General features: G+C 65.6%; 19 protein-coding genes. 11 read left to right on the forward strand and 8 right to left on the reverse strand.

The features are described 5' to 3' along the window. The first annotated feature begins 74 nt into the window (after positions 1-74). Positions 75-518, forward strand: a complete 444-nt coding sequence (locus U5805_RS17120; RefSeq protein WP_415914625.1) for a YidB family protein — start codon at positions 75-77, stop codon at positions 516-518. Between the two features lie 105 nt (positions 519-623). Here U5805_RS17120 and clpB read toward each other — a convergent pair whose 3' ends face one another. Both clpB and U5805_RS17130 read right to left on the reverse strand, forming a co-directional pair. Continuing rightward, complete coding sequence (gene clpB / locus U5805_RS17125; protein WP_322104678.1) at positions 624-3,221, reverse strand: ATP-dependent chaperone ClpB; 2,598 nt, start codon at positions 3,219-3,221, stop codon at positions 624-626. A 217-nt stretch (positions 3,222-3,438) separates the two neighbouring features. Further along, the gene (locus U5805_RS17130) at positions 3,439-3,936 is read right to left on the reverse strand and encodes an Rrf2 family transcriptional regulator (RefSeq protein WP_322104679.1); all 498 of its coding nucleotides are present in this window, start codon (positions 3,934-3,936) and stop codon (positions 3,439-3,441) included. A gap of 304 nt (positions 3,937-4,240) precedes the next feature. On the opposite strand from U5805_RS17130, the gene U5805_RS17135 reads away from it, so the two are divergent. Further along, on the forward strand, positions 4,241-4,783 hold the full coding sequence (locus U5805_RS17135) for a group III truncated hemoglobin (RefSeq protein ID WP_322104680.1): 543 nt from the start codon (positions 4,241-4,243) through the stop codon (positions 4,781-4,783). 113 nt (positions 4,784-4,896) lie between these two features. Here U5805_RS17135 and U5805_RS17140 read toward each other — a convergent pair whose 3' ends face one another. The 6 genes from U5805_RS17140 to U5805_RS17165 form a co-directional block, all read right to left on the reverse strand. Continuing rightward, positions 4,897-5,373, reverse strand: a complete 477-nt coding sequence (locus U5805_RS17140) for a molybdenum cofactor biosynthesis protein MoaE (RefSeq protein WP_322104681.1) — start codon at positions 5,371-5,373, stop codon at positions 4,897-4,899. A gap of 15 nt (positions 5,374-5,388) precedes the next feature. Further along, complete coding sequence (gene moaD / locus U5805_RS17145; RefSeq protein ID WP_322104682.1) at positions 5,389-5,646, reverse strand: molybdopterin converting factor subunit 1; 258 nt, start codon at positions 5,644-5,646, stop codon at positions 5,389-5,391. A 10-nt stretch (positions 5,647-5,656) separates the two neighbouring features. Continuing rightward, positions 5,657-6,919, reverse strand: coding sequence for a gephyrin-like molybdotransferase Glp (glp, locus tag U5805_RS17150; protein ID WP_322104683.1), 1,263 nt, complete (start codon positions 6,917-6,919; stop codon positions 5,657-5,659). Between the two features lie 360 nt (positions 6,920-7,279). Then, positions 7,280-8,731: a threonine synthase gene (gene thrC / locus U5805_RS17155; protein ID WP_322104684.1), complete on the reverse strand. Its 1,452-nt coding sequence runs from the start codon at positions 8,729-8,731 to the stop codon at positions 7,280-7,282. Positions 8,732-8,741: 10 nt separating this feature from the next. After that, positions 8,742-10,073 carry a homoserine dehydrogenase gene (locus tag U5805_RS17160; protein WP_322104685.1) on the reverse strand — a complete coding sequence of 444 codons (1,332 nt, stop codon included), beginning with the start codon at positions 10,071-10,073 and terminating at the stop codon, positions 8,742-8,744. 68 nt (positions 10,074-10,141) lie between these two features. Then, a complete protein-coding gene (locus tag U5805_RS17165; protein ID WP_322104686.1) occupies positions 10,142-11,380 on the reverse strand; it encodes a pyridoxal phosphate-dependent aminotransferase in 1,239 nt (412 codons plus the stop codon). A 713-nt stretch (positions 11,381-12,093) separates the two neighbouring features. On the opposite strand from U5805_RS17165, the gene U5805_RS17170 reads away from it, so the two are divergent. The 9 genes from U5805_RS17170 to U5805_RS17210 all read left to right on the forward strand — a co-directional run bounded on the left by U5805_RS17170 (position 12,094) and on the right by U5805_RS17210 (position 20,985). Beyond that, positions 12,094-12,468, forward strand: coding sequence for an Mth938-like domain-containing protein (locus U5805_RS17170; RefSeq protein ID WP_322104687.1), 375 nt, complete (start codon positions 12,094-12,096; stop codon positions 12,466-12,468). Between the two features lie 193 nt (positions 12,469-12,661). Beyond that, positions 12,662-14,353 (forward strand): glycosyltransferase family 39 protein, encoded by a 1,692-nt coding sequence (locus U5805_RS17175; RefSeq protein WP_322104688.1) that lies wholly within the window; start codon positions 12,662-12,664, stop codon positions 14,351-14,353. Positions 14,354-14,546: 193 nt separating this feature from the next. After that, positions 14,547-14,918 (forward strand): SMR family transporter, encoded by a 372-nt coding sequence (locus tag U5805_RS17180; RefSeq protein WP_322104689.1) that lies wholly within the window; start codon positions 14,547-14,549, stop codon positions 14,916-14,918. Between the two features lie 83 nt (positions 14,919-15,001). Continuing rightward, positions 15,002-16,153, forward strand: a complete 1,152-nt coding sequence (locus tag U5805_RS17185; protein WP_322104690.1) for a DegT/DnrJ/EryC1/StrS aminotransferase family protein — start codon at positions 15,002-15,004, stop codon at positions 16,151-16,153. A gap of 138 nt (positions 16,154-16,291) precedes the next feature. Beyond that, a complete protein-coding gene (locus U5805_RS17190) occupies positions 16,292-17,419 on the forward strand; it encodes a glycosyltransferase (protein WP_322104691.1) in 1,128 nt (375 codons plus the stop codon). Continuing rightward, positions 17,416-18,372, forward strand: coding sequence for a formyltransferase (locus U5805_RS17195; RefSeq protein WP_322104692.1), 957 nt, complete (start codon positions 17,416-17,418; stop codon positions 18,370-18,372). Before U5805_RS17190 ends, U5805_RS17195 begins: the two co-directional genes overlap by 4 nt. Continuing rightward, entirely contained in the window at positions 18,369-19,436 is a 1,068-nt protein-coding gene (locus tag U5805_RS17200) for a bifunctional UDP-4-keto-pentose/UDP-xylose synthase (RefSeq protein WP_322104693.1), read from the forward strand. Before U5805_RS17195 ends, U5805_RS17200 begins: the two co-directional genes overlap by 4 nt. 18 nt (positions 19,437-19,454) lie before the next feature. Continuing rightward, positions 19,455-20,351 (forward strand): polysaccharide deacetylase family protein, encoded by an 897-nt coding sequence (locus tag U5805_RS17205; protein WP_322104694.1) that lies wholly within the window; start codon positions 19,455-19,457, stop codon positions 20,349-20,351. 172 nt (positions 20,352-20,523) lie between these two features. After that, a complete protein-coding gene (locus U5805_RS17210) occupies positions 20,524-20,985 on the forward strand; it encodes a peroxiredoxin (protein WP_322104798.1) in 462 nt (153 codons plus the stop codon). Positions 20,986-21,310: the final 325 nt, after the last annotated feature.

Below are 21,310 nucleotides of genomic sequence, written 5' to 3' on the forward strand. Positions count from 1 at the left end.
CGGCGCAGCCCGACAAGGCGGGCGCGCCATCCAGCTACCGGCCGCGTCGCCCGGCGCGGCCATCATCCAGAGAGATCGTCATGAGTCTGCTAGATACCCTCGGTTCCCTGCTCGGCTCGCAGTCGCAGCAACAAGGCGGCGGCCAGGCCGCACTGATCGCCACCGCGCTCGAGTTCGTCAACAACCAGCCCGGCGGCCTGAACGGCCTGATCCAGAAGTTCCAGCAAGGCGGCCTCGGCGACGTCGTGCAGTCGTGGGTCGGCAACGGCGCGAATCAGGCGGTTTCCTCCGAGCAGATTCACAGCGTGCTCGGTTCGGACGTCGTCTCGGGTCTCGCGCAAAAGATCGGCTTGCAGCCCGACCAGGTGGGCGGCCTGCTCGCCCAGGTGCTGCCGCATGTCGTCAACGCGGGCACGCCCAACGGCGAGGTGCCGCAAGGCGGCCAGATCAATGCCGAAAGCGTGCTCGGCACGCTCGGCGGCCTCGCTTCGCTGCTGGGCGGCAATAAACAGGCATAAGCGCGCCGCGACGGTTCGCGCCGAATAAAAAAAGGGCAACGGATCACTCCGTTGCCCTTTTTGCTTGTCGCGCCGCTCACACGGCGGACTCAGCGCACCGCGCGCTTAATGCACGACGCGTTCGAACACGAACTTGCCGTCGTGGACGTCGACCGGAATCACGTCCTTCGGTCCGAACTTGCCCGCGAGAATCAGCTTGGCGACCGGATTCTCGATCTGCTGCTGGATCGCGCGCTTGAGCGGCCGCGCGCCGAACAGCGGGTCGTAGCCGACCTTGCCGATCTGCTCCAGCGCTTCGTCCGACACCACGAGTTCCATGTCGAGCTTCGCGAGGCGTTCCCGCACGCGCTGCAACTGGATCTTCGCGATCGATTCGATGTTCGAGCGATCGAGCGCATGGAACACCACGACTTCGTCGATCCGGTTCAGGAACTCGGGGCGGAACTGCTGCTTCACCTCGTTCCACACGGCGTCCTTCACCGCTTCCTGCGGCTCGCCCGCCATCGCCTGGATCAGATGCGAACCGAGATTCGACGTCATCACGATCACCGTGTTCTTGAAGTCGACAGTGCGGCCCTGGCCATCGGTCATGCGGCCGTCGTCGAGCACTTGCAGCAGCACGTTGAACACGTCCGGGTGCGCCTTCTCGATTTCGTCGAGCAGGATCACGCTATACGGCTTGCGGCGCACGGCTTCGGTCAGATAACCGCCCTCCTCGTAGCCCACATAACCCGGCGGCGCGCCGATCAAGCGCGCAACGCTGTGCTTCTCCATGAACTCGCTCATGTCGATACGGATCAGATGCTCCTCCGAATCGAACAGGAAGCCCGCCAGCGCCTTGCACAGCTCGGTCTTGCCCACGCCCGTCGGCCCGAGGAACAGGAACGAGCCGTACGGCTTGTTCGGGTCCGCGAGACCGGCGCGCGAGCGGCGGATCGCATCGGCCACCGCGTTGATCGCCTCGTCCTGGCCGACCACGCGCTCGTGCAGCTTCGCCTCGATCTGCAACAGCTTCTCGCGCTCGCCCTGCATCATGCGCGAGACCGGAATGCCGGTCGAACGCGAAACGACTTCCGCGATTTCCTCGGCGCCCACCTGCGTGCGCAGCAGACGGTGACGCGTCGGGCTGCTCTGCTCGGTGGCCTCGGCCTGCGCCACCTGCTTGAGTTGCGCCTCGAGTTGCGGCAGCTTGCCGTACTGCAATTCCGCGACCTTTTCGAGCTTGCCCTCGCGCTGGAACTTCGTGATCTCGGCGCGCACGCGGTCGATTTCTTCCTTGATCTGCGCGCTGCCCTGCACCGCGGCCTTCTCGGCGGTCCAGATTTCCTCGAGATCCTTGTATTCGAGGCTCAGGCGATCGATCTCTTCCTCGATCAGTTGCAGGCGCTTCTGCGAGGCTTCGTCCTTTTCCTTCTTGACGGCCTCGCGCTCGATCTTCAACTGGATCAGGCGGCGATCGAGCTTGTCCATCTCCTCCGGCTTGGAGTCGATTTCCATCTTGATCTTCGAAGCGGCCTCGTCGATCAGGTCGATGGCCTTGTCCGGCAAGAAGCGATCGGTGATATAGCGATGCGAAAGCTCCGCCGCCGCGACGATGGCCGGGTCGGTGATCTCCACGCCGTGATGCAGTTCGTACTTCTCCTGCAACCCGCGCAGGATCGCGATGGTCGCCTCCACCGACGGTTCTTCGACAAGCACCTTCTGGAAGCGGCGCTCGAGCGCGGCATCCTTCTCGATGTACTTGCGATATTCGTCGAGCGTGGTCGCGCCGATGCAATGCAGTTCGCCGCGCGAGAGCGCCGGCTTGAGCATGTTGCCCGCGTCGAGCGCGCCTTCGGCCTTGCCGGCGCCCACCATCGTGTGAATCTCGTCGATGAACACGATGGTCTGGCCTTCGTCCTTGGCGATGTCGTTGAGCACGGACTTCAGGCGCTCCTCGAACTCGCCGCGATACTTCGCGCCCGCGAGCAGCGCCGCCATGTCGAGCGAGAGCACGCGCTTGCCCTTGAGCGTTTCCGGCACCTCGCCGTTGACGATGCGCTGCGCGAGACCTTCGACGATGGCCGTTTTGCCCACGCCCGGCTCGCCGATCAGCACCGGATTGTTCTTGGTGCGGCGTTGCAGGATCTGGATCGAACGGCGGATTTCGTCGTCGCGGCCGATCACGGGATCGAGCTTGCCCGAACGCGCGCGCTCGGTCAGGTCGACGGTGTACTTCTTGAGCGCCTCGCGCTGGCTTTCGGCGTCCTGGCTGTGGACCTGCGCGCCGCCGCGCACCGCGACGATCGCCGCTTCGAGCGCCTTGCGCGTCAAGCCGTGCTGCCGCGCGAGCCGCCCCGCCTCGCCCTTGTCCTCCGACACCGCGAGCAGGAACATCTCGCTCGCGATATAGGTGTCGTTGAGCTTCTGCGCTTCACGGTCGGCCTGATTGAGCAGGCCCGTCAGCTCGCGGCCGATCTGCACGTTGCCGTCGGTGCCCTGCACCTGCGGCAAGCGGTTGATGGCGTCGTTGAGCGCGCTTTGCAGCGCCTGAACCTGCACGCCGGCGCGCGACATCAGCGAGCGCGCCGAGCCGTCCTGCTGCGCCACGAGGGCCGCCAGCAAGTGTACCGGTTCGATGTATTGATTATCGTGGCCGACGGCAAGGCTTTGCGCGTCGGCAATGGCTTCCTGGAACTTGGTGGTGAGTTTGTCGATTCTCATTTAAAACGAGACCTCCAGTTTTCTAGACTGTCACCAAATTTGAGGTGGGTCGCGCAAGTTTCAAGCGCACATGGCGTCATTTTTTCCGATTTTTGCGATCGCTGCGCGCAGCAGCGCTATCCGGCAGCGGCCAGGCGCGGTTTGCCGGAAAAATGGAAGAAGCGGAACGCCGAATAGAGGAACGCTGAAGCAGCACGCGCGGCGTTGCGCCGCGCCGTCAATGTTTGCGCGACGGCACGGTCGCCGCCTGCAAGCGCGGCAGGAAGCGCACAGGTGCAAGACCCAGCAGCCCCGTAAGCTCGTTTGCCGGTTGCGCGATTTCGCCGATCGTGTGCTGCTCGAGTTCGGCGATAAAGGCGTCGCGCGCGGCCGCGAGCGCATGCTTGAGCCGGCATTGCGGCTCGATGACGCAGTTGCGGCGCTCGCCGTTTTCGTCCGGGAAGCAGCCGACCAGCGCGAAATCGCTTTCGGTTTCGCGCACGACGGCCCCCACCGTCAACGCGAGCGACGCCTCGGCAAGCCGCAGGCCGCCGTTGCGCCCGCGGATCGTTTCGACCCAGCCAAGTTCGCCCAGGCGCTGCACGACCTTCATCAGATGGTTTTTCGAAACGCCATAGGCATCCGAGATTTCCTGGATCGTCGAAAGGCCGTCGCGGCGCAGCGCGAGATAGAGCATCACGCGCAGCGAATAATCGGTGTAATCGGTCAGTCTCATGGCTCAATCAGGTCGATGCCCAGCGCTGGCGCAATACGGAATCCATACGATAACATGTAGATGGCATGCAGGTTTTTCCAGGACTCGCTATCATGCTCGTGTCCATTGTGGGCACTGCGTGCCGGAAAGCGATCGCGCGCGGCGCTACGCCGCATCGCCGAGGCGCGTTTCGCGTCCGATCATCCTACACAGATGTCAGGCGCCTTGGCCCGGCCGCTTGGCCCGCCCGCTTGAGCCGCATTCAAAGACTGCATCCGAAGGCCACATCTAAAGGCCGCATTTCACGCTTTACGGGATTTGCCCGATGACACCCACCGAACGCCACGCCCATCCGACCGAAGATAACATTCGCGAGCTGGTCTATGCCTTCTACGATCGCGTTCGCGCCGACGCTGAACTTGGCCCGCTTTTCGACAGCAAGCTGGCCGGCCGCTGGGACGACCATTTACCGAAAATGTGCCGTTTCTGGTCGAGCATCGTGCTGGGCGCGAAGACGTATCGCGGCAATGTGCAGCAGGCGCATGATCCGGTGGCGGGCGTCGAGCCGCGGCATTTCAGCCGCTGGCTCTACCTGTTTCTCGGAACGGTAGAGGCCCGATTCGAGCCGGCGGCGGCCGTGCAGTTCATGGAACCCGCGCTGCGTATCGCCCAAAGTCTGCAACTGAGCCGTTTCGGCTGGGATTATCAGATTCCGGCCGAACAGCAGGCGATTCTCGATCGGGTCGCGCCGCGCCGTCATTCGGCCAAGCAAGGCCACGAACTGCCGACGCGCCCGACTGGCGAGCCGTTTCCGGCGCGAATCGTCGGCCGTTCGATGGAGGCGGACGAAGCCGGTCACGCGAACTGACCGTCAATATCTCCCCAAAACGGTCGAATTCGGCAGTTAGTTGCATTACGGTGACGCGCAACGCAAACCTCGCCCGCATCGCCGGGCACGTCCGCTAAAAAACGCCGTAACGTTCAGCTTTTCCGCACGTTGCCCGAAACGACGCCCCAGCGCGCCAACGCCGCGTCGTCGCTCTCGCGGGCGTCCACCCAGCGCGCGCCCGCTTCCGTCTCTTCCTTCTTCCAGAACGGCGCCTCGGTCTTGAGGTAGTCCATCACGAATTCGCACGATGCGAAGGCGTCGCCGCGATGCTTCGACGTCGTGGCCACGAGCACGATCTGGTCGAGCGGCGCGAGCTTGCCCACGCGGTGCACGATCAGCACTTCGATGCCGGGCCAGCGCTGCTGCGCCGCGCCCGCAATCGCTTCCAGCGCCTTCTCCGTCATGCCGGGGTAATGCTCGAGTTCGAGCGACGCCACGGTGCTGCCGTCGTTGAGATCGCGCACCGTGCCGACGAAGCACGCCACCGCGCCCACCGCCGGATTCCGCGCGCGCAGTTGCGCCACTTCGGTCGTGAGGTCGAAATCCCCGGTTTGCACGCGTACGGGCATGACAGCGCTCCTTGCTCAGCCGCCCGTCACGGGCGGAAAAAACGCGACTTCGCAGCCTTCGGTGATGCGCGTGCGCGGGTCCGTCATCACGTGATTGCAGGCCATGCGCAGCGCGCGCCCGTCGGCGAGCGTTTCCGCCCAGACGCCGCCGCGCGCGCGCAGCCAGCCGCGTACGTCGCCGACCGTGACGATGCCCTCGGGCAGCGTGACCGTTTCGTCCGCGACGCCCAGCGCCTCGCGCACGCTCGCAAAAAATTTGAGCTGGATTTTCATGAGTCGCGTGTCAGTACAGCAGTTCGGTGAACGGAATGAAGCGCACGGTTTCGCCGGCGCTGATCTGGTGATTCGGCGGATTGTCGATGATGCCGTCGCCCCAGACCGTCGACGTCAGCACCGCCGAACTCTGGTTCGAGAACAGATCGAGACCGCCTGCCGGATTCACGCGCGCGCGCAGGAACTCGTTGCGGCGATCGCTCTTGCTCTGCGTGAAATCCGCCCGCAGCGAAAGCGCGCGCGGACTCACGTGCGTCGCGCCCGCGAGACGCAGCAGGAACGGCCGAACGAACAGCAAGAACGTGACGAAACTCGACACCGGATTGCCCGGCAAGCCGATAAAAAACGCCTCATCCGGCGCCGCGCCTTCCTTCCCTGGCCGCCGCACCGCGCCGAACGCGAGCGGCTTGCCCGGCTTCATGGCGATCTGCCACATGGCGATGCGCCCCTCCGCTTCCACGGCCGGCTTCACATGATCTTCCTCGCCGACCGAAACGCCGCCCGAGGTCAGGATGAAATCGTGTTCGGCCGCCGCTTCGCGCAGCGTTGCGCGCGTCGCGTCGAGCTGGTCGGGCACGATGCCGTAGTCCGTCACTTCGCAGCCGAGGTTGCGCAGCAAGCCCGTGAGCGTGAAGCGATTCGAGTTGTAGATGGCGCCCGGCTTGAGCGGCTCGCCCGGCATCGTCAATTCGTCGCCGGTGAAGAACACGGCCACCTTGACGCGGCGCGTGACCGCGAGCGTCGCGCAACCCACCGACGCCGCAAGCCCCAGCGCGGCCGGCGACAGCCGCGTGCCCGCGGGCAGCACGACCGAGCCTTTGCGGATGTCGGCGCCTTGGGCCGTGATCCATTCGCCCGCCTTGGGCGCGTGCAGGATGTTGACGGCGCCGTCCACGGTTTCGGTCTGCTCCTGCATCACCACGGCGTCGGCGCCCGGCGGCACCGTCGCGCCCGTGAAGATGCGCGCCGCCGTGCCCGCCGCCAGCGGCTGCGGCGCGTGCCCGGCCGGAATGCGCTGCGACACGGGCAGATGGCGGCTGCCTTGCGCGAGATCGGCCACGCGCACCGCGTAGCCGTCCATGGAACTCGTGTTCATGGGCGGCACGTCGAGCGTCGACACCACGTCGGCCGCGAGCACGCGGTTCAGCGCGTCGAAGGTCGACAGCGTTTCAGTGCCCGCGAGCGGTTTTGCCGCGGCAAGCAGCGTGGCGAGCGCGTCGGCGGTCGAGATCATCGGCGCGCGCGCGGCGGAAGAAGGCGTGGGTGTGGACATCGAGGCGTCTCGGAGACGGCGGCGAGCCGCCAGCAACGGTTGGTCTGTGGATATTGTAGCGGCGCGCCGGTGAGGCTGCGGGCGCGGGGTGGGGACTGCATCGGCAGGGATCGGGCGGCTACGCGCCGCGCTTGCCAACGCGCGACGCGCCGCCGGCAGGCCGCGATCGTCTGCCGGACGGCTGTGAAATTCGACGACACGCCAAATCGGCCGACTATGGGGCAACTACGGGCCAACTACGAGCCAACTACGAGCCAGCTACGGGCCGACCACGCGCCGGAAGCCGGCCGGCGAATCGCTCGCCCGCCGCCCCAACACGCCCGCGGCGGCAATGCGGACGGCGGCCGATTCAGGCGCCGATCACTGCGCCGTATGCGCCGCGATATAGTCCTTCACGCGCTGCACGTCGGCGGGCACGACTTCGAAGCGCTGCGGCAGCGCCTCCAGCCCTTCGAACGCCGCCGGACGCTCCGGCTCGCGCTCCAGCGCTTCACGAATCGTCTCGCCGAACTTCACCGGCTGCGCCGTTTCCAGCACGATCATCGGCACGCCCGCTTCGAGGTTTTCGCGCGCGACCTTCACGCCATCGGCCGTGTGCGTGTCGATCATCGTCTTGTAGCGCGTGTAGACGTCGCGGATCGTGGCGATGCGGTCGTCGTGGCCGCTGCGGCCCGACACGAAGCCGAACTGCTCGACGCGCGCGAAGTCGCCGCTCGCGACCAGATCGAAACCGCCCTTTTCCTCCACGTCGCGGAACAGTTGCGTGACGCGCGCCGGGTCGCGGCCGAGCAGATCGTAGACGAAGCGCTCGAAGTTCGACGCCTTCGAAATGTCCATGCTCGGACTCGTGGTGTGATACGTCTCCGCCGCGCCGCGCACGCGGTAGATGCCGGTGCGGAAGAATTCGTCGAGCACGTCGTTCTCGTTGGTGGCCACCACGAGCTTGCGGATCGGCAGCCCCATCATGCGCGCGATATGGCCCGCGCAGACGTTGCCGAAGTTGCCCGACGGCACCGTGAACGACACGCGCTCGTCGTTGCTCTGCGTCGCGGCAAAGTAGCCCGCGAAGTAGTACACGACCTGCGCCACCACGCGCGCCCAGTTGATCGAATTGACCGTGCCGATCTTGTGCCGCGCCTTGAACGCGTGATCGTTCGAGACTGCCTTGACGATGTCCTGCGCGTCGTCGAACACGCCTTCCACGGCCAGGTTGAAGATGTTCGGGTCTTGCAGGCTGAACATCTGCGCCGTCTGGAACGGGCTCATCTTCCTGTGCGGCGAGAGCATGAACACACGCACGCCGTGCTTGCCGCGCATCGCGTATTCGGCGGCGCTGCCCGTGTCGCCCGACGTCGCGCCCAGAATGTTCAATTGCTGGCCGGCCTTCGCGAGCGCGTACTCGAACAGATTGCCGAGCAGTTGCATGGCCATGTCCTTGAACGCGAGCGTCGGGCCGTTCGAGAGTTCGAGCAGCGAGAGCGTCGTGCCCCGCTCCTCGCCGAGCGTGGTCAGCGGCGTGATCTTGCTCGCGTCCTCGCCGTGGCGCACGTTGCAATAGGTTGCGGCCGTGTAGGTGCGGCGCGTGAGATCGCGCAGGTCGCCGGCGGGAATGTCGTCGCTGAACTTCGAAAGGATTTCGAACGCGAGGTCCGCGTACGAGAGACCGCGCCAGCGCGCGAGTTCTTCCTTGCCGATTTGCGGATACTGCGCGGGCAGATACAGGCCGCCGTCGCGAGCGAGACCGCCCAGCAGGATGTCGGAAAACGAGTGATGCTCGCCGGCGCCGGCGCCGCGCGTGGATACGTAATTCATAGCCCTTGCCTTAGTTCAGTCCTTCCATGCGCAGCTTCGTCACCGACGACTTGACCGTCGCCAGTTGCTCGATCTGCGCGATCGCCGCGTTCACGTTTTTTTCGACGGTGCGGTGCGTGATGAGGATGATGTCGGTTTCGGCCTTGCCGTGTGCGTCGATCTGCTCCGACTCCTTTTGCAGCAGGGCGTCGATCGAGATGCCGCTGTCGGCCAGAATGCGCGTGATGGCCGCCATCACGCCGGTCTGGTCGGCCACGCGCAGGCGCAGGTAGTAGCCGCTCGTGACTTCGTCGATCGGCAGGATGGGCGTGTTCGAGAGGCTGTCCGGCTGGAACGCGAGGTGCGGCACGCGGTGCTCGGGGTCGGCCGTGTGCAGGCGCGTGACGTCCACGAGGTCGGCCACCACGGCCGAAGCCGTGGGCTCCGCGCCCGCGCCCTTGCCGTAGTAGAGCGTCGTGCCCACGGCGTCGCCGTGCACCACCACCGCGTTCATCGCGCCTTCCACGTTGGCGAGCAAACGCTTGGCCGGAATCAGCGTGGGATGCGTGCGCAGTTCGATGCCCTTTTCCGTGCGGCGCGCGATGCCGAGCAGCTTGATGCGATAGCCGAGTTCCTCGGCGTACTTGATGTCGATGGCGGCGAGCTTGCTGATGCCTTCCACGTAAGCCTTGTCGAACTGCACGGGCACGCCGAACGCGATCGCGCTCATGATCGTGGCCTTGTGCGCGGCGTCCACGCCTTCGATGTCGAAGGTCGGATCGGCTTCGGCGTAGCCCAGCTCCTGCGCCGCCTTCAGCGCGGTCGCGAAGTCGAGCCCGCGCTCGCGCATTTCCGAAAGGATGTAGTTCGTGGTGCCGTTGATGATGCCGGCGATGTACTGGATGCGGTTGGCCGTGAGACCTTCGCGCAGCGCCTTGATGATGGGAATGCCGCCCGCGACCGCCGCCTCGAACGCGACCATCACGCCCTTCGCGCGCGCGGCCTGGAATATCTCGGTGCCGTGTACGGCGAGCAGCGCCTTGTTCGCCGTGACCACGTGCTTGCCGTTCGCGATGGCGCGCAGCACGAGTTCCTTCGCGAGCGCGGTGCCGCCGATCATTTCGGCGACGATCGAAATCGACGGATCGTCGACGACGGCGTTGAAGTCGGTCGTCAGTTCGATCGTGCCGGCCTCGCTGCCGAGCGCCGCCGTGGCCTTGGCCGGATTGCGCACGGCAACGCGCGCGATCTCGATGCCGCGGCCCGCGCGACGTTTGATTTCTTCCTGGTTGCGGCGCAGTACCGTGAAGGTGCCGCTGCCTACCGTGCCGAAGCCCAAGAGACCTACTTTGATCGGTTCCATGCAGCGTGTGTTCGTCTAGATATGTGAAAGGGAATGCGTTGTTGCGTGCGGCGCGGCCGGGGTACGGCTCAGGTGCCGTGCCGCTGACGATAACCGTCGAGAAAGCGCGCGATGCGGTTGATCGAATCGGTCAGGTCGTCGACGTTCGGCAGGAACACCACGCGGAAGTGGTCCGGCTGCTTCCAGTTGAAACCCGTGCCCTGCACGAGCAGCACGCGCTCCTGCAACAGCAGGTCGAGGATGAACTGCTGGTCGTCGTGGATCGGATAGAGTTTCGGGTCGAGGCGCGGGAACATGTAGAGCGCCGCCTCGGGCTTCACGCAGGTCACGCCGGGAATGGCCGTGAGCAGGTTGTAGGCGAGGTCGCGCTGGCGATAAAGGCGCCCGCCCGGCTGGATCAGCTCGTTGATGCTCTGGTAGCCGCCCAGCGCCGTCTGGATCGCGTACTGGCCGGGCACGTTCGCGCACAGGCGCATGGACGCGAGAATGCCGAGGCCTTCCGTGTAGTCCTTCGCGCGGCGGCGGTTTTCGCCGGTCATGCCCGAAAGGAACATCCAGCCCGCGCGGTAGCCGCACGCGCGATAGCTCTTGGACAGACTGTTGAACGTGACCGTGAGCACGTCCTCGGAGAGCGAGCCGAGCGCCGTGTGCGTCTTGCCGTCATAGACGATCTTGTCGTACACCTCGTCGGCGAACAGGATCAGGCCGTGCTCGCGCGCGATGTCGATCAGGCCGCGCAGCAGTTCGTCCGAGTAGAGCGCGCCCGTGGGATTGTTCGGGTTGATGACGACGAGCGCGCGCGTGGTCGGCTTGATCTTCGCGCGGATGTCGTCGAGGTCAGGCATCCAGGCGTTCGATTCGTCGCACACATAGTGAACGGGCGTGCCGCCGGAAAGGCTCACGGCCGCGGTCCAGAGCGGATAGTCGGGCGCGGGCAGCAGCACTTCGTCGCCGTCGTTCAGCAGCGCCTGCATGGCCATCACGATCAGTTCGGACGCGCCGTTGCCGATGTAGATGTCGTCGAGTTCGACGCCTTTGACGCCCTTTTGCTGCGCGTAATGCATGATTGCCTTGCGCGCGGCGAATACGCCCTTCGAATCCGAATACCCCGAGGAGCCCGGCAAGTTCAGGATCATGTCCTGAATGACCTCGTCGGGCGCGTCGAAACCGAACGGCGCGAGATTGCCGATATTGAGCTTGATGATGCGGTGGCCTTCTTCCTCGAGGCGCTTCGCGTGTTCGAGAACCGGCCCGCGGATGTCGTAACAGACGTTTTGCAGCTTGTTGGATTTGAGAATCGGTTTCACGGCAGGCTGTCGGTCCAAAGGAAAAACGGGGCTGATCGGGGCTACGAAGCTACGGGCCAAAAGCGCCTAAACGGTGCCGAAACCAACAACGGCCGGACGGAAGGCGATGCGGGCGAAATCGCTAGGGCGTGCGGGCCGCGACCGTTTTGGGTCGCTTTTCGACGCTTTTCGTCCATTTGATCGTGCGGCCGCCGGCGCCGCCATCGTCGAATCGGGATCGACGACGACCGGGCGCGAACAGGCACGACGGGCATGGCCAGAATGGACGAACGCACGCGCCAAGGCGCGCGAAAAGACCGGGCCGCGCCGGCTCGGCAGCTCGTGACTGCGTTCGCCTTTCGAGGGATGGCACAGGCGGATGGCGCGAAGCGCGCGCTGCTACCGGGTTCGGGTTCGGGTTCGCACCACGGTTGACGCCCCGGTCGGCACTCGGACGCCGCAGCCGCTAAAAAGCTATAATTTAGCGGATTTTGGCCGACTTCCGCAATGCGCAAGACGCCGTCGGCTCGGGGCGCAACGCGCGCGCCGGGCCGCTCGGGCTCCCGAAACCGGCGCCTGGCGGCCATTGCGGCGCCGGACCCGCGCCACGGCTCGCCAGCCCGCGCGCACGCGCGGTTTCATGCCGCTGGCGCACGAACCGGCGAATGAACCGGCGCACGGCGGCAAACTACACGGCCGCGATTTTCCCGAACCGCGACACCCGGAACCCCGTTTTGAAACTACACCAGGACTCCAGCGGCGCGCTGAACACCGTCACCGGCTACGGCGCCGATTACGTCGAAGTGAACCTCGAACGCCATACCGGCAGCATCATCGTGATGCCCGAGTCGCCCGTCATCGCGTGGCCCGTGCAGTCGTTCGACGCCTTGACCCCCGAGCTTTTCGACCTGTTGCTGCCGCTCGCCCCCGAAGTGGTCGTGTTCGGCAGCGGCGAGCGGCTGCGCTTCGCCCACCCGCGCTGGACGGCCGCACTCGGCGCGAAGCGCATCGGCGTGGAGTCGATGGACTTCAAGGCCGCCTGCCGCACCTACAACATTCTCATGGCCGAAGGCCGCCGCGTCGCGGCCGCGCTGCTGATCGAGCGCTGACACAATGCCGGCCGCGCGCGGATCGAACCTCCTTCGAGCGCGATTCTTAAGCTCCCCTTCAGGTTCGCGCGCGGCGGCGTAGTACACTTGCGCGCCGCGCCAGGCGCACCCTCGCGGTGCGCCCGCACGCGCCTGCGGGCGCCGCTCCCTGAATCGACCGCAACGACTGCACGAAGAACACAGGCCGAAACTCATGAACGATACGCCATCGAGGCTACCGCTCAACCGCAGCGCAATCCTGCTGCTGATCGCCGCGCTCGCCGTGATCTGGTTCCTGCCGCTCGGCTGGCGCCATCTGCTGCCCAGCGACGAAGGCCGCTACGCCGAAATGGCGCGCGAAATGCTCGCGACCGGCGACTGGATCACGCCGCGTTACAACGGCTACAAGTATTTCGAGAAGCCGCCCCTGCAAACCTGGATGAACGCGCTCACTTTCGCGGCGTTCGGTCTCGGCGAATGGCAAGCGCGCCTCTATACGGCGCTCACCGGCTTCGCCGGCGTGCTGCTGATCGGTTTCACCGGCGCGCGCGTGTTCAACGCCGCCACGGGCCTGTTCGCCGCCGTCGTGCTGGCCTGCGCGCCGTACTGGAACCTGATGGGCCACTTCAACACGCTGGACATGGGCCTGTCGTTCTGGATGGAGCTGACGCTTTGCGCGCTGCTGCTCGCCCAGCGCCCTAACCTGCCCCGGCAGAACGCGCGGCTCTGGATGTGGGTCTGCTGGGGCGCAATGGCGCTCGCCGTGCTCTCCAAGGGGCTGGTGGGCCTGATCCTGCCCGGCGCCGTGCTCGTGCTCTATACCATCGCGGCGCGCGACTGGGCGCTCTGGAAGCGCCTCTATCTCGTGAGCGGCCTGATCGTGTTTTTCGCGATCGTCGCACCGTGGTTCGCGCTCGTGCAGGACCGCAATCCCGAATTCTTCAACTTCTTCTTCATCGTCCAGCAGTTCGAGCGCTACCTCACGCCCGCCCAGAACCGGCCCGGCGCGTTCTGGTATTTCGTCCCGGTGATCCTGGTGGGCTTTTTGCCGTGGCTTTCGGTGAGCGTGCAGAGCCTGCGTCACGCGTGGCGCACGCCGCGCCAGCCCAACGGTTTTGCGCCCGTCACGCTGATGCTGGTCTGGGCCGCGTTCATCTTCCTGTTCTTCAGCGCCTCGCATTCGAAGCTGATCTCGTACACGCTGCCGATCGCGCCGCCGCTCGCGCTCGTGATCGGCATGTATCTGCCGCTCATGACGCGCGCGCAGTGGACTCGCCATCTGGCCGGTTACGCGCTGCTCGCCGTCGCGCTGATGGCCGGTTCGTTCGTGCTACTCCACAAGGGCGACGCGCGCAATCCGAACGCGCTCTACCGCGAATTCCAGGTGTGGGTGTTCGCCGCGGCGGCGGTCGGGTTCGTCGGCACGATGGTCGGCTTGCGGCTCAATCGCGCGAAGCGCACGCCCGACACCGGCGCGCGCGCGCCCGCGATCGCGCTCGGCACCGCGTGGCTCTTGCTCGCGACCATCGCCGGCACGGGCCACGACGTGTTCGGCACGCTCAGCTCCGGCGCGCCGCTCGCGCCGGCCGTGCGCGCCGCCATCGCCAAACTGCCGCCCGGCACGCCGTTCTACTCGGTGGGCGTGCTCGACCACACGATGCCGTTCTATGTGCGCCACACCATGACGATGGTGGAAGTCACCGATGAACTCGCCTTCGGCATTCAGGAGGAGCCGCAAAAGTGGGTGCCGACCATCGCCGATTTCGAAGCGCGCTGGAAGGCCGACCGCAATGCGCTCGCGCTGATGCCCGTGTCGCGCTACGAAGCGCTTGCCGCCCAGGGCTTGCCGATGCGGGTGATCGCGCGCGACGCGCGGCGCGTGGTGGTCGAAAAACCTCAGCCGTAGCGTGCGCGCCGCGCCGCGCCGGCCAAAATGGAGGCCGGCGGCGGCGCATGCGCGATAATCACGGCGCTTCGGGCGTCGCACGGCGCCGGAATAGCCGATGCGGCAAGCCTTCGTGCTTGCGCCGGCGCCTGTGCGATGTCGATCCACCCCTAATTCAAAACCGGCCAACCGCCAACAACGCTTCCGATCTTCGATGAACCCGATTTCGCTGATTTGCATCCTCCTCGGCGTCGGCCTGAACGCCTGCGCGCAACTGTTGCTGAAAGCCGGTGTCAATGCCGTTGGACACTTCGAATTCAGCCGTGCGAACATCCTGCCCATTGGCTGGAAGATCGCAACGCAACTGCCGATCATCGGCGGCCTCGGCTGCTACGTGCTGAGCGTGGTGGTGTGGATCGTCGGCCTGTCGCGCGTGGACGTCTCGATCGCCTACCCGATGCTCTCGCTCGGCTACGTGGTCAACGCGATCGCCGCGTGGTATCTGTTCGGCGAGGTGCTGAGCGTGCAGCGGCTCGTCGGCATCGGCATCATCCTGATCGGCGTGGCCGTGCTCGCGCGCAGCTAGGCTGCCGCTTCGTTTCGAAACCTGTGGCAAGGCGCGCCCTTGCGCCCGGCCCCATCTCCTCACGAGCCCAGAGTAGAGCCTCCATGACCCAGTCATCCCTTCCGTTTTTGCCGTTCGTGCGCCCCGAAATCGACGAAGAAACCATTCAGGGCGTCGTCGACGTGTTGCGTTCGGGCTGGATCACGACCGGTCCGCAAAACCAGGCGTTCGAGGCGGCGCTTTCCGAATACTGCGGCGGGCGCCCGGTGCGCACGTTCAACTCGGGCACGGCCACGCTCGAAATCGGCCTGCGCCTCGCGGGCGTCGGCCCCGGCGACGAAGTCATCACCACGCCGGTCTCGTGGGTCTCCACCAGCAACGTGATCTACGAAGTGGGCGCGACGCCCGTGTTCGCCGACATCGACCCCGTCACGCGCAACATCGACCTCGACAAGCTCGAAGCCGCCATCACGCCCCGGACTCGCGCCATCATTCCGGTGTTCCTCGCGGGCCTGCCCGTCGACATGGACCGGCTCTACGCGATCGCCCGCCAGCACGGGCTGCGCGTGATCGAGGACGCCGCGCAGGCGTTCGGCGCGAGCTGGAACGGCAAGCGCATCGGCGCGACCGGCGACATCGTTTCGTTCAGCTTCCACGCCAACAAGAACCTCACGTCGATCGAGGGCGGCGCGCTCGTCCTCAACGACGAAGCCGAAGCCGTGCTCGCGCAGAAGTACCGCCTGCAAGGCGTCACGCGCACCGGCTTCGACGGCATGGACTGCGACGTGCTCGGCGGCAAGTACAATCTGACGGATGTGGCGGCGCGCGTCGGCCTCGGCCAGCTCAAGCACATCGAACGTTTCACGGCGCAGCGCCGGGCGCTCGCGCGCCGCTACTTCGCGCAATTCGAGGGCGGCGCGGCGGTGAAGCTCGGCGTGGGCCTGCCGCCCGCCGATTTCACGAACTGCAACTGGCACATGTTCCAGATCACGCTGCCGCTCGAGCATCTCTCGCTCGACCGCGCGGGCTTCATGGAGCAGCTCAAGGAACGCGGCATCGGCTCGGGCGTTCACTATCCGGCCATCCACTTGTTCACGCTTTACCGCGAGCGCGGCTTCAAGGCGGGCATGTTCCCGCTCGCCGAACGTCTCGGCCAGACCACGCTCACGCTGCCGCTGTTCACGCAGATGACCGAGGCCGACGTGAAGCGCGTGTGCGACGCGGTCGACGAGATTTGCGCGCGGTACGGGAAATAAGCAGCAAAAAAGCAGCAAAAGGCAACGAGCCAGCAAAAAGCGCCGTGAAAAGGCGCTCAATACCGTGCCCGCCGGGCATGGGATCGAGACCGGCGCCGGCCTGACGGCGCCGATCGACAACAGGGAAAAGACGCACACATGAGTCAAACGGAACAACGCACCTTGACCCCGGATGCACCGGAAGTCTCGGTCATCATTCCGGTCTACAACGAGGAAGCCGGGCTGAAGGCCTTGTTCGATCGCCTGTATCCGGCGCTCGACAAGCTCGGCGCCTCGTACGAAGTCATTTTCATCAACGACGGCAGCCGCGACCGCTCGGCCGCGATGCTCGCCGATCAATTCCGCGCGCGCCCCGACACCACGCGCGCCATCCTGCTCAACGGCAATTACGGCCAGCACATGGCGATTCTCGCGGGCTTCGAGCAGGCGCGCGGCGAGATCGTCCTCACGCTCGACGCCGACCTGCAGAATCCGCCCGAGGAAATCGGCAAGCTCGTCGAGAAGATGCGCGAAGGCTACGACTACGTGGGCACCATTCGCATGCAGCGCCAGGACAGCCTGTTCCGCCGCAAGGCCTCGCAGGCGATGAACCGGCTGCGCGAGCGCATCACGCGCATCAAGATGACGGACCAGGGCTGCATGCTGCGCGCGTACAGCCGCCATATCGTCGATACGATCAATCGCTGCGGCGAAATCAACACGTTCATTCCGGCGCTCGCATACACCTTCGCGCAGAACCCGGTGGAAGTGGAAGTCGCGCACGAGGAGCGTTTCGCGGGCGAATCGAAATACTCGCTCTACAGCCTGATCCGCCTGAACTTCGACCTCGTGACGGGCTTTTCCGTCGTGCCGCTGCAATGGCTGTCGTTCATCGGCGTGATTCTCTCGCTGGGTTCGGCGGGCCTGTTCGTGCTGCTGCTGATCCGCCGCTTCATCATCGGCGCGGAAGTGCAAGGCGTGTTCACGCTGTTCGCCATCACGTTCTTCCTGCTCGGCGTGATCATCTTCGCGCTCGGGCTGCTCGGCGAGTACATCGGCCGCATTTATCAGCAGGTGCGCGCGCGGCCGCGCTACCTCGTGCAAACGATCCTGGAGGAGCGCAACGGCCGCGCCGTGGTGGACACGCCGCGCCAGGACGTCGTGCAGGCCGCCGCGTTCGCGCAGGCCACGCAAGCCGCCGTGCAAAGCGCGCAAACCTCGCTGCAAGGAGCGGCGCAAGGCACGCCGCCCGGCGCCGCGCCCGCCGACGAAGGAGCGCGCCCATGAAGCCGCGCGCCGTCGTCTTCGCCTATCACAACGTGGGCGTGCGCTGCCTTCAGGTGCTGCTCGCGCGCGGCGTGGACGTGGCGCTCGTCGTCACGCACGAGGACAGCCCGACCGAGAACATCTGGTTCGGCAGCGTGAAAAGCGTGGCCGGGGAGCACGGCATCGAAGTCGTCACGCCCGCCGATCCGAAAAGCGCGGCATTGCGCGCCGCCGTGAGCGCGGCGCGGCCCGATTTCATCTTTTCGTTCTATTACCGGCACATGCTGCCCGTCGACCTGCTCGCGCTCGCCGCGCGCGGCGCGTACAACCTGCACGGCTCGCTGCTGCCGAAGTATCGCGGCCGCGTGCCGACCAACTGGGCGGTGCTGCACGGCGAAACGGAAACCGGCGCGACGCTGCACGAAATGGCCGCGAAGCCCGACGCGGGCGCGATCGTCGCGCAAACGCCGGTGCCCATTCTCCCCGACGACACCGCCGCGCAGGTGTTCGACAAGGTGACGGTGGCCGCCGAGCAAACGCTCTGGCGCGTGCTGCCCGCGCTCATCGCGGGCGAGGCGCCGCATCTGCCCAACGATCTCGGGAAAGGCAGCTACTACGGCGGGCGCAAGCCCGAAGACGGCCGCGTCGATTTCACGCAGGGCGCGCAGCAGGTCTACAACCTCATTCGCGCGGTGGCGCCGCCCTATCCCGGCGCGTTCGCCGACGTGAACGGCCAGCGCTTCGTGATCGCGCGCGCGCGGCTCGTGCGCGCCGGCACGCAAGATGCCGAAAGGGCTCGCGCCCTCGCCGCATTGCCGCCCGGACTCCACGTAAGCGATAATGCGCTTTTCGCCCTTTGCGGCGACGGCCGCGCCATCGCGATCCACGAGCTGCGGCATCAACGAGACGGTCAAGAAACCGTCGTCACGCCGGCCGCGTTCTCCGAACTCATTTCATCTGTCCCCCGTCCATGAAAACCGAAGGCTACGCCAAAAAAGTTCTGATCCTGGGTGTGAACGGCTTTATCGGCCATCATCTCTCCAAGCGGATCCTCGAAACCACGAACTGGGAAGTGTTCGGCATGGACATGCAGACGGATCGCCTCGGCGACCTCGTCAAGCATGAGCGGATGCACTTCTTCGAAGGCGACATCACGATCAACAAGGAGTGGGTCGAGTATCACGTCAAGAAGTGCGACGTGATCCTGCCGCTGGTGGCCATCGCCACGCCGGCGACCTACGTGCAGCAGCCGCTGCGCGTGTTCGAACTCGACTTCGAGGCGAACCTGCCGATCGTGCGTTCGGCGGTCAAGTACCGCAAGCACCTCGTGTTTCCGTCGACGTCGGAAGTCTACGGCATGTGCGCGGACGAGCAGTTCGACCCGGACGAATCCGCCCTCACCTACGGCCCGATCAACAAGCCGCGCTGGATCTACGCATGCTCGAAGCAGCTCATGGACCGCGTGATCTGGGGCTACGGCATGGAAGGCCTGAACTTCACGCTGTTCCGCCCGTTCAACTGGATCGGCCCGGGCCTCGACTCCATCTACACGCCGAAGGAAGGCAGCTCGCGCGTGGTCACGCAGTTCCTCGGCCACATCGTGCGCGGCGAGAACATCAGTCTGGTCGACGGCGGCGCGCAAAAGCGCGCGTTCACCGACATCGACGACGGCATCGAAGCGCTGATGAAGATCATCGAGAACAAGGACGGCGTCGCCACGGGCAAGATCTACAACATCGGCAATCCGACCAACAACTTCTCGGTGCGCGAACTCGCGCACAAGATGCTCGCGCTCGCCGCCGAATTCCCCGAATACGCGGAAACGGCCAGAAAGGTGCAGCTCGTGGAAACCTCGTCGGGTGCGTACTACGGTGCGGGTTATCAGGACGTGCAGAACCGCGTGCCGAAGATCGACAACACGAAGCAGGAACTCGGCTGGGCGCCGAAGTCGACCTTCGACGAAGCGCTGCGCAAGATCTTCGAAGCGTACCGCGGCCACGTGGGCGAAGCGCGCGCGCTCGTCGAACAGCACGCGTAACGCGAAGGACTTCGCCTCTTGGCCCGCATCGTCCTGAAAATCGACGTCGACACGCTGCGCGGCACGCGCGAAGGCGTGCCGAACCTCGCGCGCATCTTCGACCGCTACAAGGCGCGCGCCACGTTTCTCTTCAGCCTCGGCCCCGACCACACCGGTTGGGCGCTGCGCCGCGTATTCAGGCCGGGCTTCCTGAAGAAAGTGTCGCGTACCTCGGTGGTCGAGCATTACGGCGTGAAGCAGCTCATGTATGGCGTGCTGCTGCCCGGCCCCGACGTGGGCGTGCGCGCGGCCGCCGAAATGCGCGCGATCCACGAAGCCGGTTTCGAGTGCGGCATCCACACGTGGGATCACGTCTACTGGCAGGACAACGTGCGCCATCGCGACCGCGACTGGACCGTGCGCGAGATGCAAAAGAGCCACGAGCGCTTCACGCAGGTGTTCGGCGCGCCGCCCGTCACGCACGGCGCGGCGGGCTGGCAGATGAACGAGGCGGCGTTCGGGCAGATCGACGCCTGGGGCATGCGCTACGCGTCCGACGGCCGCGGGCATTCGCCGTATCGCCCGGTCGTGAACGGACGCACGCTCGATCATGTGCAAATGCCCACCACCTTGCCGACGCTCGACGAAGTGCTGGGCGTGGATGGCATCGACACCAGCACCGTGGCCGCGTGGCTCCTCAAGCGCACCGAAAACAATCCGCACGATCAGGTGTTCACGCTGCACGCGGAACTCGAAGGCCAGAAGCTTGCGCCCGTGTTCGAGCAACTGCTCGCGGGCTGGCGCGCGCAAGGCCATACGTTTGCCACGATGGGCGACTACCATGCGGCGCTGGACCCGGATTCGCTGCCATCGTACCCTGTCACCTGGGGCGAGATCGAAGGCCGTTCCGGCCAGTTGATCGTTCAGCCCGACTGAATCCGCCGCCCGCGCACCGTTTCGTCCCGGCTCTTTTTTCCCGACGATCGATCCAGCCATTGCGCGCGGCGCGCCGTCCCGGCAACATGGCACCGCAGCGCCGCCTCTCGCGATCGCGAAGGCGCGCCCCGGCATCGCCAGCCAATAACAAAGGGAGTGCCACGTGCCTGACGTGACCATCGCAGTCGATCAACCCGTTCCCGATTTCACCGCGCCCGCCACCGGCGGCGACTTCACGCTTTCGAGCCTCAAGGGCACCAAGGTCGTGCTGTACTTCTATCCGAAGGACAACACGCCCGGCTGCACGCGCGAGGGCATGGAGTTCCGCGACCTGTTTCCGAAGTTCAAGAAGGCGGGCGCCACCATTGTCGGCGTCTCGCGCGACAGCGTGCGCTCGCACGAGAACTTCAAGGCCAAGCTCGAATTGCCGTTTACCTTGGTATCGGATGGCGACGAAGCGCTCTGCGCGTTATTCGGCGTCATCAAAATGAAGAAAATGTATGGCAAAGAAGTACGGGGAATCGAACGCACCACATTCCTCATCGACGCCAACGGCGTGTTGCGCCAGGAATGGCGCGGCCTCAAGGTTCCGGGCCATGTCGACGAAGTTCTGGAGGCTGTACAAGCGCTTTGAGGAGCGTTATATTGGGCTGCAATGAGTGCCTGTCCAACCTTTTTTACGTCGCGTTGCGGCGATATCGCTGCCGGTCACCGGGTGACCGCGCAAGCGTATCCGGGGCAACGGGCGATCACCGAAATCAAGCCGCTTGCCTCGCCAGTCGGGGCAGCGGCTTTTTTGTTCGCGGTATCCCTTTCCCTCCCCGTCGTGCCGGCTTTGCGACCCGGCGCGCGCCCACGTCAAGGAGCCGATCGAAAACCAGGCGAACCGGCATTTTCTGAAACGAGCGCGCACCCAGCGCGGTAGCGACAGGCGCCTTGCCCGGCACCCGCCCGCACCG

This window comes from Paraburkholderia sp. J41, from assembly GCF_905220235.1.
Classification (GTDB): Bacteria; Pseudomonadota; Gammaproteobacteria; order Burkholderiales; family Burkholderiaceae; genus Paraburkholderia.

Bases quoted from the DNA above. Each gene is read 5' to 3' on its own strand.
- clpB (WP_322104678.1), bottom strand. From the start codon at position 3,221: ATGAGAATCGACAAACTCACCACCAAGTTCCAGGAAGCCATTGCCGAC.
- U5805_RS17130 (WP_322104679.1), bottom strand. From the start codon at position 3,936: ATGAGACTGACCGATTACACCGATTATTCGCTGCGCGTGATGCTCTAT.
- U5805_RS17135 (WP_322104680.1), top strand. From the start codon at position 4,241: ATGACACCCACCGAACGCCACGCCCATCCGACCGAAGATAACATTCGC.
- U5805_RS17140 (WP_322104681.1), bottom strand. From the start codon at position 5,373: ATGCCCGTACGCGTGCAAACCGGGGATTTCGACCTCACGACCGAAGTG.
- moaD (WP_322104682.1), bottom strand. From the start codon at position 5,646: ATGAAAATCCAGCTCAAATTTTTTGCGAGCGTGCGCGAGGCGCTGGGC.
- glp (WP_322104683.1), bottom strand. From the start codon at position 6,919: ATGTCCACACCCACGCCTTCTTCCGCCGCGCGCGCGCCGATGATCTCG.
- thrC (WP_322104684.1), bottom strand. From the start codon at position 8,731: ATGAATTACGTATCCACGCGCGGCGCCGGCGCCGGCGAGCATCACTCG.
- U5805_RS17160 (WP_322104685.1), bottom strand. From the start codon at position 10,073: ATGGAACCGATCAAAGTAGGTCTCTTGGGCTTCGGCACGGTAGGCAGC.
- U5805_RS17175 (WP_322104688.1), top strand. From the start codon at position 12,662: ATGAACGATACGCCATCGAGGCTACCGCTCAACCGCAGCGCAATCCTG.
- U5805_RS17180 (WP_322104689.1), top strand. From the start codon at position 14,547: ATGAACCCGATTTCGCTGATTTGCATCCTCCTCGGCGTCGGCCTGAAC.
- U5805_RS17185 (WP_322104690.1), top strand. From the start codon at position 15,002: ATGACCCAGTCATCCCTTCCGTTTTTGCCGTTCGTGCGCCCCGAAATC.
- U5805_RS17190 (WP_322104691.1), top strand. From the start codon at position 16,292: ATGAGTCAAACGGAACAACGCACCTTGACCCCGGATGCACCGGAAGTC.
- U5805_RS17195 (WP_322104692.1), top strand. From the start codon at position 17,416: ATGAAGCCGCGCGCCGTCGTCTTCGCCTATCACAACGTGGGCGTGCGC.
- U5805_RS17200 (WP_322104693.1), top strand. From the start codon at position 18,369: ATGAAAACCGAAGGCTACGCCAAAAAAGTTCTGATCCTGGGTGTGAAC.